This is a genomic window from Streptomyces sp. NPDC004111 (assembly GCF_042874215.1).
Classification (GTDB): domain Bacteria; phylum Actinomycetota; class Actinomycetes; order Streptomycetales; family Streptomycetaceae; genus Streptomyces.
Window position 1 is genome coordinate 111,760 of the sequence record NZ_JBIAMU010000023.1, and the last position, 13,225, is coordinate 124,984.

Consider the following 13,225-nt stretch of genomic DNA (forward strand, 5'->3'; position numbering starts at 1 on the left):
TCCGGCGTACTCATGTCCGGCGGGCGAGCGACATGCCGTCGGCGATCGGCAGCATGACGACCTCGACCCGCTCGTCCTGGGCGAGCCGCGCGTTGAACTCGACCACCGCCCGGTCCACCTCGTTCTGCGGGTCCAGCACCCGGCCGCTGCGGAAGACGTTGTCGAAGGCGATGATCCCGCCGGGGCGGGTGCGGACCACGAGCTCCTCGAAGTACTCCTGGTAGGCGGTCTTGTCCGCGTCCACGAAGGAGAAGTCGAGGTGCGGCTCGGCCGGCAGGGCGCGCAGCGTCTCGGCGGCCGGCGCGATGCGCAGTTCGATGCGGTCCTCGACGCCCGCCGTCCGCCACGCCTCGGTGGCCACCTCGGTCCAGTCGTCGGTGACGTCGCAGCACAGCAGGGAGCCGCCCGGCGCGAGGCCCCGGGCGATGGCGAGGGCGGACATCCCGGTGAAGGTGCCCACCTCGACCGCCCGCCGCACGCCCAGGCTCCGTACGAGCAGGGTCAGCAGCGCGCTCTGCTCGGGTGCGGTCTGCCAGTGCGCCACCTCGCTGAAGGCGGTGGTCCGCTCGGTGATCCGCTGCTGCACGGCGTCCGGCGCGACGCTGTGCGCCAGCATGTAGGCGTGCAGGTCGGCGGGCATGAGAAGGGTGGATTCCTTCATGAGGAGGCTGCCTTTCCGGTGGCGGTGCGGGTGAGTACGGAGTCCAGGTCGCGGCGCAGCCGGGCCAGTACCCGGCCGTAGCGGTGCAGGTCGACCTTGAGCGGGTCGCCCCGGGTGCCGCCGGGCCCCGGCGGCACGTACCCGGTGCGGGCGTGCCGCTCCAGGGCCCGGCGCACCGCGGTGCGGGCGGCCTCCCCGAGCCGGTCGGCGGCGATGATCCGGGCGACGGCGGCGGCCTGGTCGTCGAAGAGCTGCCAGGCGCCGCCGCTGGGCTGGATGTGGCCCACGAAGAACAGGTCCTCGTGCTCGGGGTGGCGCAGATGCAGGGGGACGGGCCCCCGGGCGCCGGACAGCGCGCCCTCGACGGGGACACCGGTGCGAAAGCCCGTCGCGTACACGATGACGTCGACCCGCTCCACCGTCCCGTCGGTGAACCGCACCCGGTCGCCGAGGAGTTCGGCCACCCCGGGCCGGGGCAGCACGGCGCCGTTGGCCACCTGGTGGACGATCTCGGAGTTGAGGACGGTGCGGCCCTGGCCGGTGCGGTGGGCGGGCCGGGGCAGCGCGAGGCGGGCGGGGTCGCCGAACACCAGCCGGCTCATCGCCCCGCGCACCGCGCGCTGCAGCCAGCGCGGGGCGCGCCGGCGCTCCAGGGCGCCGGTGATCTCGTCGGTGGGCAGGCCGCAGAAGAACTTCGGCAGGTAGTGGCAGCCGTGGCGGGTGGAGTGCAGGGTGCGGGCGGCGGTCCTGGCGGCCTCGACGGCGATGTCGCTGCCGGAGTTGCCGCCGCCGACGACCAGGACGCGGCGGCCGAGGAACACCTCGGGGGTGCGGTAGTGCGCCGAGTGCAGCACCGTGCCCGCGAAGTCGCCCGGGTAGGCCGGGTACTTCGGGTCCCAGTGGTGCCCCGTCGCCACCACCACCCCCCGGTAGCGGCGCCGGGAGCCGTCCGCGAAGGTCACCGTCCACCCGTCGGCGGTGCGCCGCACGGCGGTGGCGCCGCGGCCGTACTCGATGTGCCGGGCCAGGTCGTGGTGGTCGGCGTAGCGGCGCAGGTAGGCGAGCACCTCGTGGTGGGTGGGGTAGGGGAGTCCGGTGCGGGCCATGGGGAAGCCGCGGAACTCGATGAGGCGCCGGGAGGAGATCATGGTGGTGGAGGCGTACACGGAGCTGCCGGGCTCCCCGTAGCGCCAGATCCCGCCGAGGCCCTCGCGGCGCTCCACCACGTCGAAGGCGATGCCCAGCTCCCGCAGGTTCTTGGCGGTGGTCAGCCCGGCCGGGCCCGCCCCGATCACGCACCAGCGCCCGCCGTCCGCCCCGTCCGGCCCGTCCGCGGGGCCGGCCCGGTCCGTGCCCTGCGGTGCGCCCGCCGTGTCCGCCGCGCTCATGCGACGGCCGCCGTGCGGTGCGCCGGGGCGGCCGGCGCCGTGCGGTCCCGGGCGTCGAAGAGGGCGAGCACCCGGGCGGCGAGCCGGTGCGCCGGGACGCGGTCGGAGCGCAGCACGGTCCACAGCGGGTCGCCGTCGGCGAGCGCTGCGGTCGCCTCGTCGAGCACCGCCACCTCGTCGAGATGACGGTGCAGGAACGCGTTGATGGCGTGCTTGGCGGGCCCGCCCGCCCGCTGCGCGGCCCGCTGCCGGCGGGTGTCGGCCGTGCAGGTCAGATAGACCTGCACGGTGAACCGGGGGGCCCGGGTGCGGATCCACTCCGGGGGCAGGTGCCCCTCGCCGGGCGTCAGGTGGGAGTTGAACGAGTGCTGGGTCAGCCAGTACCTGTCCTGCACCCGCAGCTCGCCCGGGTGCACGGTGCGCTGCGCGGCCAGTTCGGCGTCGATGACCAGCTGCGCGGAGCGCACGCTGTTGAACCGGCGCCACAGCCGCGGGTCGTGGAAGGGCCGCCCGCCGGCCCCCTCGAAGACCGCCAGCTCCTCCGCGAACATGGCGTCCACCAGGCCGCCCCGGGTGAGGGTGCCGTGCGACTGGGTGACGGTGCGGCCCCGCTCCCGCAGCCCTTCGGCGACCAGCCGGGCGAGGCTGGACTTGCCGCTGTACTCGTGGCCCTCGATCGAGATCCCGGGGACGAAGGGGCGTTCCACGATGGCTCCTTGGGTCGGTTGGGGCTTCACGGGAGTACGGGCGCGGACGCCGGGGACGGCGCGGGCCCCGGGGCCACCACCGGGCCCGGACGGGGCGTGGGGGCGTAGCGGTCGCGGAGCGCGTCGAGCAGGGCCACCGCGCGGACCGGGTCGGCGGCGGCGGCCGTCTCCTCGGCCAGCATCAGCCCGCCCACCCCCTCCGTGAGCAGGGCGGCGAGGTGCGCCAGCTCCGAGCGGTGCGGCAGCCAGCCGGCGTCGAGGCCGGTCAGCAGCTGGGTGCCCACGTCGACGGGGCAGCCGGCCGCGCGGCCCGCGTCCAGCACCCGGCGGCAGGCCGCGTGGAACTCCACCGGGCCGGTGTCCAGCAGCAGGTCGCCGCGGCCCAGGAGGATGCCGTCGGCCGCGGCGGCGATCGCGTCCGCCGCCGCGGCCCCGGCCGCCGTCTCGACCTTGGCGATCAGCTGTGGCCGCGGGCCGCCCGGGGCCGTTTCGGCCAGCACCGTACGGGCCAGTGCCAGCAGGCCGGGCGACTCGGTGAAGGACAGCACCACGGCGTCGAAGACGCCCCGGGGCGCGGAGCGCAGCGCGTTGAGGTCGTGGGGGGTGAGGGTGTGCGCCCGGCCGGGGCGGCCCGTACGGGGCAGGGCGATGCCCCGGCGCCGGCCGATCACCCCGCCGGTCAGCGGGACGGCGGTGCACGTGTCGGCCGTGTGCCCGGTGACCCGCAGGGCGTCCTCGCCGTCACCGATCAGCAGCACGTCGCCCACGCCGGGCAGCGGGTCCCCGGGGTCCGTTCCGGCCACCCCGAGGACGGGCACCGGCCCGTCGACGCAGGCCGCCGAGCCGTCGAAGCGGAGCCTCAGTTCGGTCACCGAGGACAGGTCCAGATAGGCGTCGTTGGTCAGCCGGGGCTTGGCGCCGGGAAGGTCGAGCAGCAGCTGAACGGGCCTGCCCAGGTCCTCGGCGAGGGCCCGGACCCGGACGGCCTGCTGTGCCAGAGCGGCCACCGAGGTCTTGGAGGCGGGGAAGCGGAAGGCGTCGGCCCCGGCCTTCAGCAGGGCGCGCAGGGTCTCGTCCGACGCGCAGGCCGGACCTGTGGTGACGACGATGCGGGTCATGACGGCCGCTCAGACCGACGCGCCGAGCAGACCGAGCGCGGCGGCGGCCCGGGTGGCGGGCGCCGCGTCGGCGCGGGCCAGCCCCGCGTGCACGAAGGCCAGGCTCAGCCGGAACACCGACCAGCCGAGTTCGCCGTCCGCCCGGTGGTCGAAGACGAACGGCTCGCCGACCGTCTCTGCCGTCCAGCCGCCCAGCCGGTCCCGGAGCCCGCCGGGCACCAGCGACAGCGCGCTGAGCCCGTAGCGCAGCAGCACCAGGCAGGACAGCAGTTCCAGCCGGGCGCTCTCGGCGGCGGTCGCCGGGCGGCCCAGGTACGCGGCCACGAACCTTGCGCCCAGTTCCTCGTCCATGCCGAGCGACAGCGTCGCGGTCGCGACGTCGAACAGCGGGTCGCCGGTGCCCAGGTGGTCGAAGTCGATCAGCCAGGCCCGGGAGGAGTCGAAGAGGATGTTGCCCGGGTTCAGGTCGTTGTGGCACAGCCGGTCCTCGGTGCCCAGCGTGCGCAGCGCCCCGCGCAGCGCGTCGAAGCGGTCGGCCGCCTCGCCGTACACCGCGAGCCGCGGGACGTGTGCGACCAGTTCCGCCACCGCGGCCGACGCCTCGACGCGCTTGCGCACGTGCAGCCGCGGGCCGCCCGGGGGCTCCACCGAGTGCAGCCGGCGCAGCACCTGGGCCAGCGACAGCGCCTGCCAGGGGGCGGCCGGCCGGACGGGCGAGCCGTCGACCCGGTCCATCACCAGCACGCCCGCGGCCACGTCGGCCAATCGCACCCGCGGGCCGATGCCGTTCTCGCCCAGCAGCCGGGCCGCCTCGAACTCGGTGCGCACCACCGGCTCCTCGGCCAGTTCGGGGGCGATGAGCCGGGCCACCAGACGGGTGTCGCCGGCCGCCAGGGCGTAGGTCGAGGCCCAGGGGGTGGGGGTGGCGGGGAAGGCGTGGACCGTCGGCCCGTGGGCCGCGTCGAGCAGTTCCAGTACTCTCGCCAGCCTGCGGTCTGCGGTCATGGGAGGGCCTCTTTCGGATCGGCGTCCCAGGAGCATCGGCCGGAGGGAATCGGCCGGTCAAGGAACCGATCGGCGCAGCCGATCAGGGCGTTCGCCGACTTCCATGAGGTGCTGTTGCGCCTGCTGGCATCTTTGGTCCATGGGCCGAACAGGCCAGCCGCCCCGCCTTGTGCACCGCCCCCGGCGGCACGGATCGTGGCCACTGTCGCCGCCCCGCCGCCCCCGCGGCGGACGGGACGCCGGACGGCTCCCGCCCGGCTGGGGACCGCTGCCGGGACGGAAGGACGTACGACATGGACCTGAAGCAGCTGAACACCTTTCACCGGGTCGCCACGGTGATGAGCTTCACCCGGGCCGCCGCCGAGCTCCAGTACGCGCAGTCCAGTGTGACCGCACAGGTCAAGGGGCTCGAACTCTCCCTGGGGGTGGACCTCTTCGAGCGGCTGCGCGGCAGGATCCAGCTCACCCCGGCGGGGGAGCGGCTGGTGCCGTACGCGGAGCGCGTGCTGACCCTCGTCGACGAGGCCCGCTACTGCACCGCGGGCCGCGGCGAGCCGGCCGGCACCCTGACCATCGGCACGGTGGAGAGCCTGACCTCCTACCGGATGCCGCCGGTCCTGGAGTTCTTCCACCACCGCTACCCCCGGCTCCAGCTGGCGCTGCAGCCGAGCACCTGCGAGGAGGCCTGCGAGGCGCTGCGCAGGGGAGTGCTGGACATGGGCTTCCTCACCGCCGCCGCGACCGAGCACCCGGGGGTGCGCAGCGAGGTGCTGGGCACCGAGCAGCTGGTCGCGGTGGCCGCCGCCGGCCACCCGCTGGCCGACGCCGCGCAGGTCTCGACGCGGGACCTGTGCGAGGTGCCGGTGCTGGCGCCGGGCGCGGGGTGCGCCTACCGGGGGCTCTTCGAGGAGGAGCTGAACGCGCACGCGCCCGCGCCGGTCGAGCTGCTGGAGTTCGGCAACCTCGAATCGGTCAAGCGGGGGATCGCCGCCGGGCTCGGGGTGAGCGTGCTGCCCGCCGTCGCCGTCGTGGACGAGGTGGCCGCCGGGAGCCTGCGGGTGCTCGGCTGGGCGCCCCCCTTCGAGGTGTACACGCAGATCGCCTGGCGGCAGGGCAGGCAGCCCACCCGGGAGATGCGGATCTTCATCGACCAGATCACCCGGTTCCTCGCCCAGGACGAGGTCAGCCTGGCCAGCTGAGCGCGGGCACGGGCACCGCACCCGGGCGCACGGTTTCGGCCACCCGGGCCGCGCCCCGTGCGCCGGGTGCGGTACGACCCGGGGTCGAGCGGCACGCAAGCCGCCTCTGGTGCACTCGCGGCGCGACGCCCGGTGGCGTTGGGACGCCCGTTCTGCCCCAGGAGGAAACCCATGGTCACCAGACGCAGTGTGCTCGGCGGCGTCCTCGGCGCGAGCGGCGCGGGACTGCTCACCGCGGGCGGGCTCGTCCCCCTGCTCCGCGCGCGGGCGGGCGGGAGCGACCTGGCCCCGGTGGCCGGGAGCAGAGCGGTGGCGGTGCCGCCCGCGTTCAGCGTGCGGATGCCGCTGCTGCCGCAGCTCAGTCCCGTCTCGACGCTCGGCGGCCAGGACACCTACCTGGTCACCGTCAAGGAGGTCGCCCGGGAGATCATCCCCGGGGTGCAGACGAAGGTCCTCACCTACGACGGCCACTTCCCCGGCCCCGTGCTGCGCGCCCGCAGCGGGCGCAAGGTGGTGATCCGCCACCGCAACAACCTCACCATGCCGATCTCCTGCCACCTGCACGGCGGTTCGGTCACCCCGGAGAACGACGGCGGCCCGATGGACACCTTCGCCCCCGGCCGGGACCGCACGTACACCTACCCCAACCAGCAGCCGGGCGCCACCCTGTGGTTCCACGACCACGCCCACCACATGGAGTCCGAGCACGTCTACCGGGGGCTGTCCGGCAGCTATCTGCTCACCGACGACACCGAGCGCGCGCTGCCGCTGCCCGGCGGGGCCTACGAGGTGCCCATCGCGCTGCGCGACGCGCACTTCGACGCGGCCGGCCAGCTCGTGTACGAGATGGACGACATGGGCCGCAGCACGATCCTCGCCAACGGGCGCCCGGTGCCGTACTTCGAGGTGGCGGCCCGCAAGTACCGCTTCCGGCTGCTGAACTCCTCCAACATGCGCTTCTTCCAGCTGCGGCTGTCCGACGGCGGGCAGATCGTGCAGATCGGCACCGACGGCGGCCTGCTGGAGCGCCCGGTGACCACCGACACCGTCGGCCTCTCCCCGGCCGAACGCGCCGACGTGGTCATCGACTTCTCCCGCTACCCGGTCGGCACGAAGATCGTCCTGGAGAACACCCTGGGCCCCGAGACCCCCGACAAGGTGGGCCGGGTGCTGCGCTTCGACGTCGTGCGCAAGGCCGCCGACACCAGCCGGGTGCCCGACGTGCTGCGCAGCCTGCCGCCGATGCCCCGGGCCACCGTGCAGCGCAGCATCGTGCTGAGCATGGACGAGGACGGCCGCCAGGAGCCGCGCGCGTACATGGACGGCAAGGTCTGGGACGCCGAGCGGATCGACCAGTCCATCGCCTACGGCAGCTCGGAGGTGTGGACGGTCACCAACGCCAACAAGATCATTCCGCACAACTTCCACATGCACCTGGTCCAGTTCCGGGTGCTGGAGCGCAACGGCGCCCCGGTGGGCCCGGCCGAGGCGGGCCTGAAGGACACCGTGCGGCTCTTTCCCGGCGAGACGGTGAAGCTGCACGCCACCTTCGACTCCTACCGGGGCACCTACGTCTACCACTGCCACCTGCTGGACCACTCCGCGATGGGCATGATGGCCAACTTCCGCGTCCGCTAGGCGAGTCGCGGCCGGAGAGCGGCGCGCCCGCGGGCCGCCCACAGTGTTCCTCAAGCGGTCCTCGACAGCTTGTCGAGGGCCGCGGCGCAGGGTTGCCCGGTACGGACGCGCATTCTTCGCCGACGCAGAGAGACGCAGGAGGACCGCCGAAGAGAGTGCCCACCGGCCCCAGCAGACCTCCCCACCCTCCGGAGGAATCCCGTGAGCATCACCGATGCCGCCCCCATCCCCCCACGTACCCAGGAACGTGCCGCGGAACTGGCCGAGATCAAGGCCCAGGCCGTCGCCGGACCCAACCCCCTGGCCACCGAACGCCAGCACGCCAAGGGCAAGCTGACGGCTCGTGAGCGCATCGGGCTGCTTCTCGACGAGGACTCCTTCCACGAGATCGAGGCCCTGCGCAGGCACCGCGCCACCGGATTCGGACTGGCCGGCAACCGCCCCTACACCGACGGTGTCGTCACCGGCTGGGGCACCGTCGAGGGCCGCACCGTCTTCGTCTACGCCCACGACTTCCGCATCTTCGGCGGCGCGCTCGGCGAGGCCCACGCCACCAAGATCCACAAGGTGATGGACCTCGCGGAGGCGGCCGGCGCCCCGCTGGTCTCGCTCAACGACGGCGCGGGCGCCCGCATCCAGGAGGGCGTCACCGCGCTCGCCGGGTACGGCGGCATCTTCCAGCGCAACACCCGCGCCTCGGGCGTCATCCCGCAGATCAGCGTGATGCTCGGCCCGTGCGCGGGCGGCGCGGCCTACAGCCCGGCGCTGACCGACTTCGTGTTCATGGTCCGCGAGACCTCGCAGATGTTCATCACCGGACCCGACGTGGTGCAGGCGGTGACCGGCGAGAAGGTCTCGATGAACGGCCTGGGCGGCGCCGACGTGCACGCCTCGGTCTCCGGCGTCGCCGCCTTCTCCTACGACGACGAGGAGAGCTGCCTCGCGGACGTCCGCCACCTGCTGTCCCTGCTGCCGTCCAACAACCGCGAGACCGCCCCCCGCCAGCCCTGCGACGACCCGGCCGACCGCCGCACCGAGTCCCTGCTGCACCTGGTGCCGGCCAACCCCAACCAGGCGTACGACATCCGCGGGGTCATCGAGGAGGTCGTCGACGACGGCGACTACTTCGAGGTGCAGCCCGGCTGGGCGCCCAACGTGGTCTGCGCGCTGGCCCGCCTCGACGGCCACGTCACCGGCATCGTCGCCAACCAGCCCGCCGCGCTGGCCGGGGTGCTGGACATCAGGGCGAGCGAGAAGGCGGCGCGCTTCGTGCAGTTCTGCGACGCGTTCAGCATCCCGCTGATCACCCTCGTCGACGTGCCCGGCTTCCTGCCCGGCGTCGACCAGGAGCACAACGGCATCATCCGGCACGGCGCCAAACTGCTCTACGCGTACTGCAACGCCTCCGTCCCGCGCATCCAGCTCATCCTGCGCAAGGCCTACGGCGGCGCGTACATCGTGATGGACTCGCGCTCCATCGGCGCCGACCTCTCGCTCGCCTGGCCCACCAACGAGATCGCCGTCATGGGCGCCGAGGGCGCCGCCAACGTCATCTTCCGCCGGGAGATCGCCGCGGCCACCGACCCGGACGCCGAACGCGCCCAGAAGATCAAGGAGTACGAGACGGAGCTGATGCACCCCTACTACGCCGCCGAACGCGGCCTGGTGGACGACGTCATCGACCCCGCCGAGACCCGCTCCGTACTGATCGGCGCCCTGGACATGCTGCGCACCAAGTACACCGACCTCCCGTCCCGCAAGCACGGCAACCCGCCGGTGTGACACCGGCGGCGAGAGGAGGACCGTCATGACCACCACCCCCACCGAACCGGTGACCACCGCCCCGGCGGACGGCGCCGCGGCGCCCGGCCACCGGGCGGCCGGCACCCCCGCCCCGGGGACCGGCTGGCAGATCACCGGCGGCGAGCCCACCGACGAGGAGACCGCCGCGCTCGCCGCGGTGCTCACCGCGCTGCTGGCGCACCACGCCGCCACCCGCGAGAGCCCCGCCCGGCCGACGCCCACCGACACCGTCTGGGACCGCCCCCACCACACCCCGCGCATCCGCACCGGGAGCTGGCGCTCCCGCTGACCGGTCCGCGCGGCGTGTCCGCCGGCCGCCGAGGAGGAACAGAGCAGTGCGCAGCGCACCCCCCGAGCGTCCGGCGGACACCCGCGTCACCGAGGTGGCCGACGGCGTCCACGCCTACGTCCAGCACCGGGGCGGCTGGTGCCTGAACAACGCGGGCATCCTCACCGACGGCGGGCACAGCGCCCTCGTCGACACCGCCGCCACCGAACGGCGCGCCCGCGCGCTGCGCACGGCGGCCCTGGCCCGCTGCCCCGCGCCGCCGCGCGCCGTGGTCAACACCCACTTCCACGGCGACCACACCTTCGGCAACTTCGTCTTCCCCGAGGCCCTGACCATCGGCCACGCCCGCACCCGCACGATGAGCCGGGCGGCCGGGCTGCACATGGCCGGCCTGTGGCCCGACGTGCGCTGGGGCGACATCGAGATCACCCCGCCCCAGCTCACCTTCGAGGACCGCACCACGCTGCACGTCGGCGCGCTGCGGGCCGAACTGATCCACATCGGCCCGGCCGCCCACACCACCGACGACACCGTCGTCTGGCTGCCCGACCAGGGGGTGCTGTTCACCGGCGACCTCGTGATGAACGGCGTCACCCCGTTCTGCGCCATGGGCTCCGTCAGCGGCTCGCTGCGCGCCCTGGAGCGGCTGCGCGACCTGGGCGCCACCACCCTGGTGCCCGGCCACGGCCCGGTCGGCGGCCCGGAGCTGCTCGACGCCAACGCGGCCTATCTGCGCTGGGTCGAGGGCCTGGCCCGGGAGGGCGCCGCGAGCGGCACCGACCCCCTCGCGCTGGCCCGCGCCACCGACCTCGGCCCGTACGCGGCGCTGCTGGACGCCGAGCGCCTGCTGCCCAACCTGCACCGCGCCTACGCCGAGGCGCGGGGACTGCCCGAGGGCTGCCCGCTCGACGTCGGCGCCCTCTTCGCGGAGATGACCGACTACCGCGGCGGCCCGCCGGCCTGCCTCGCCTGACCCGGCCCGGCCGCGCCCGGCGCTGCCTCAGGTGACGGCGCGCACCGTGCCGACGGTGCCCTGGGAGCGGTCGGTCTTCCGCCCCGGCCTGCCGGGACGGACCGTGTCCGGGTCCACCGCCTCCAGCGGGGAGCCCACCTTGTAGGGGCCCTCGGGGTCGTTGGGGCGGTCGTGCGGCAGCAGGTAGAAGGTGCGCCGGGCGAACAGGCCGCTGTCGTGGCTGCGCCGGGCCTCGGGGGCCAGATTGGCGTAGCCGACGAGCCGGCCGTGCCGGGCGTAGCGCGGTTTGCCCCGGCGGGTGGGGACCTTGTCGAGCGCCTGGCGGACGTAGTCCAGGGTCGGCTCCTCCAGCCACACGATCTCGACCTCATGGGCGAGCTCGCCTCTCTGCGGCGTCGCGCTCATCGGTCCTCCTGGCTGTCCGGGGCGGTGCGAGGGCCTCGTTCGGCAGAGCGGTCGCTCGGCCGCATTCTACGGGCGGCCCGGGGGCCGATCAGGGGGTCTTTCCCAGGATGCGGCTGATTCTCACGACTGCCGGCCGCTGTCCGCGCCGGGCAGCAGGGCCAGGCCCGGATAGAGCTTGGCGGCGTTGGACTTGATCATATCGGCCGGTGAGACGAGGCCGAGTTCCTGCCGGATCCGGCTGGCGAACGCCCGTGCGGTGGAGGTCCTGATGCCCTCACCCGAGCACCAGCGTCCATATGTTTCGTACAAGAGCTTCTGCTCGACGCGCAGTTCGGGGTTGACGCGGCCGTCGTGGCCGGTTCTGGTGCAACACTCCTGGAGGAAGCGGCCGACGTGGTCCACGGTGCTCTCGTACGCGGCGGTGGCGACCCGCACGGTGGCCGGGCCGGTCAGCGGGTCGCGGGTGGTGAGGTACTTGCCCGCACCCTCGATGAGCCAGTGCAGGATGCCGGGGCCCTCGTCGCGGACCAGGTCGTCGGCCAGATTGTCGATCTTGCACTCGTCCGGGACGCTGCGCTCGAAGGGAATGATCCGGATGCGCCGCCAGAACGCGTAGCCCCCGGTGCCGACCTCGGGGCGGTGGTTGCCCAGCAGCCACAGTTTGTGCGTCGGGGTGAAGCTGAAGAAGTCCTGCCGCATCCGGCGGGCGGTGATGGTGTCGCCGCCGGTCAGGAGCTTGACCCGGGCCTCGTTGAACGTGTCGTCGGGTCTCAGCTCCGAGCACACCACGATGCGTCTGCCGTGCAGTTCGGTCAGCTCCGTCGAGTGCTCGGTGAATCTGCCCTTCTCCATCAGGAAGCCGGGCGGCGCCGCGTTGGCGTAGTCGCCCAGCAGACTGCTGAGCACCTCCAGCAGCACGGACTTCCCGTTGGCCCCGGACCCGAACAGGAACGGCATGACCTGCGCGCCGACGTCCCCGGTGATCGAGTAGCCCAGTAACAGGTGCAGGAAGCGGATGGTCTCCAGCCCCTTGGCGTCGTCGCCGAAGGTGTCGTGGAGGAAGGTGTGCCAGCGGGGTATCGGCACGTGCTGCGGGGCGACCGTGGTGGCCCGCGAGTGCAGGTCGGTCAGCGGGTCGGGGGCGCGCAGCGCGCCGGTTCTCAGGTCGACCACGCCCGAGGGGGTGCACAGGGCGTAGTCGTCGCCGTCCAGGACACCGGGGTCCAGGTTCAGGGCGGGCGCCGCCTGCGCCTGGTAGAGCATCGCCTTCAGACCGGGGGTGGAGGCCGACCGTCTTCGGTGGGCGGCGAGTTCCTGGACGGAGAACCGTCCCCGCGGGTCGCTCTCGGGCATCGCCTCGGCCAGGTCGCCCGCCGCCCACACCGCGGCCTCCGCGCCGCCCGCCGCTCTCCACCGGTAGCGGTCCCAGGTGTGCCAGCCCATCCCGGGGACGTACCGGAAACGGTCCCGGTAGGCCCGCGCGAACAGCTTCGCGTTGCCCCGGTCGGTCAGCGCGTCCGGCAGCGGCACCCCCGCGGCGCCGAACGGCGCGGGCAGCGGCTCGGCCGGCCGGGGCACGTCCGGGGACGGGGCGACGAGGTCAATGCCGAGCCGGTGCGTCCGCCGCGCCGCGCCGTCAGCATCGAAGCTGTTCATGAGCGTCCTCGAAGTGGAGAGCGTACGGGTACCGGCCACAGGCAGGGAGAACTCTCCCGAAGGGGCTGACGGGGCTGAGTTTGCCGGTCGAGCCTAGCTCAAACGATCTATTTGCTCGGGCGCTTTTGCCCAGCCCGGGAAGAAGGATCCAGCGGCCCCGCGCCGCTTGTCGACAACTGAAAAGTTCAGCCCCGTCAGCCCCGTGATATTTCGTCAGACCCATGCTGACCTGCGCCTTCCATGCCTTCCCCGGTCCGGGCCCGAAGCCGCCGCCGGCCGCTCGGGGCCCGCCGCCACCGCCCGCCGCGCACCCGCGCCCCGCGTCCGCGCCCCGCCCGGTCCGGCCCCCGGACGCCTATAGGGGCGAGATAGGCGGCGTCGGA

12 protein-coding genes are annotated in these 13,225 nt (G+C 73.9%); 5 read left to right on the forward strand and 7 right to left on the reverse strand.

Translation table 11 applies throughout. The features are described from left to right. Positions 1-10: 10 nt before the first annotated feature. The 5 genes from ACFYVL_RS36265 to ACFYVL_RS36285 are packed head-to-tail and all read right to left on the reverse strand — an operon-like array spanning position 11 to position 4,879. Complete coding sequence (locus tag ACFYVL_RS36265) at positions 11-661, reverse strand: O-methyltransferase (RefSeq protein WP_389252701.1); 651 nt, start codon at positions 659-661, stop codon at positions 11-13. Beyond that, positions 658-2,049 carry a flavin-containing monooxygenase gene (locus tag ACFYVL_RS36270; protein WP_389252703.1) on the reverse strand — a complete coding sequence of 464 codons (1,392 nt, stop codon included), beginning with the start codon at positions 2,047-2,049 and terminating at the stop codon, positions 658-660. The genes ACFYVL_RS36265 and ACFYVL_RS36270 overlap by 4 nt, the downstream gene beginning before the upstream one ends. Next, positions 2,046-2,756, reverse strand: coding sequence for a hypothetical protein (locus ACFYVL_RS36275; protein WP_389252705.1), 711 nt, complete (start codon positions 2,754-2,756; stop codon positions 2,046-2,048). The genes ACFYVL_RS36270 and ACFYVL_RS36275 overlap by 4 nt, the downstream gene beginning before the upstream one ends. Before the next feature lie 26 nt (positions 2,757-2,782). Then, complete coding sequence (locus ACFYVL_RS36280) at positions 2,783-3,874, reverse strand: pyruvate kinase (protein WP_389252707.1); 1,092 nt, start codon at positions 3,872-3,874, stop codon at positions 2,783-2,785. Between the two features lie 9 nt (positions 3,875-3,883). After that, positions 3,884-4,879 carry a phosphotransferase gene (locus ACFYVL_RS36285; RefSeq protein ID WP_389252709.1) on the reverse strand — a complete coding sequence of 332 codons (996 nt, stop codon included), beginning with the start codon at positions 4,877-4,879 and terminating at the stop codon, positions 3,884-3,886. A gap of 293 nt (positions 4,880-5,172) precedes the next feature. Here ACFYVL_RS36285 and ACFYVL_RS36290 point away from each other — a divergent pair, with 293 nt between their 5' ends. The 5 genes from ACFYVL_RS36290 (at position 5,173) to ACFYVL_RS36310 (ending at position 10,781) form a co-directional block, all read left to right on the forward strand. Further along, the gene (locus tag ACFYVL_RS36290; RefSeq protein WP_389252711.1) at positions 5,173-6,078 is read left to right on the forward strand and encodes a LysR family transcriptional regulator; all 906 of its coding nucleotides are present in this window, start codon (positions 5,173-5,175) and stop codon (positions 6,076-6,078) included. Positions 6,079-6,249: 171 nt separating this feature from the next. Continuing rightward, complete coding sequence (locus tag ACFYVL_RS36295; protein WP_389252713.1) at positions 6,250-7,716, forward strand: multicopper oxidase family protein; 1,467 nt, start codon at positions 6,250-6,252, stop codon at positions 7,714-7,716. Positions 7,717-7,917: 201 nt separating this feature from the next. Further along, positions 7,918-9,498, forward strand: a complete 1,581-nt coding sequence (locus ACFYVL_RS36300) for an acyl-CoA carboxylase subunit beta (protein WP_389252715.1) — start codon at positions 7,918-7,920, stop codon at positions 9,496-9,498. A gap of 25 nt (positions 9,499-9,523) precedes the next feature. Then, positions 9,524-9,808, forward strand: a complete 285-nt coding sequence (locus ACFYVL_RS36305) for an acyl-CoA carboxylase epsilon subunit (protein ID WP_389252717.1) — start codon at positions 9,524-9,526, stop codon at positions 9,806-9,808. A gap of 46 nt (positions 9,809-9,854) precedes the next feature. After that, positions 9,855-10,781 (forward strand): MBL fold metallo-hydrolase, encoded by a 927-nt coding sequence (locus ACFYVL_RS36310; RefSeq protein WP_389252719.1) that lies wholly within the window; start codon positions 9,855-9,857, stop codon positions 10,779-10,781. 27 nt (positions 10,782-10,808) lie between these two features. Here ACFYVL_RS36310 and ACFYVL_RS36315 read toward each other — a convergent pair whose 3' ends face one another. Both ACFYVL_RS36315 and ACFYVL_RS36320 read right to left on the reverse strand, forming a co-directional pair. After that, positions 10,809-11,186: a DUF6009 family protein gene (locus tag ACFYVL_RS36315; protein ID WP_389252721.1), complete on the reverse strand. Its 378-nt coding sequence runs from the start codon at positions 11,184-11,186 to the stop codon at positions 10,809-10,811. 120 nt (positions 11,187-11,306) lie between these two features. Then, entirely contained in the window at positions 11,307-12,842 is a 1,536-nt protein-coding gene (locus ACFYVL_RS36320; RefSeq protein ID WP_389252723.1) for a phage/plasmid primase, P4 family, read from the reverse strand. Positions 12,843-13,225: the final 383 nt, after the last annotated feature.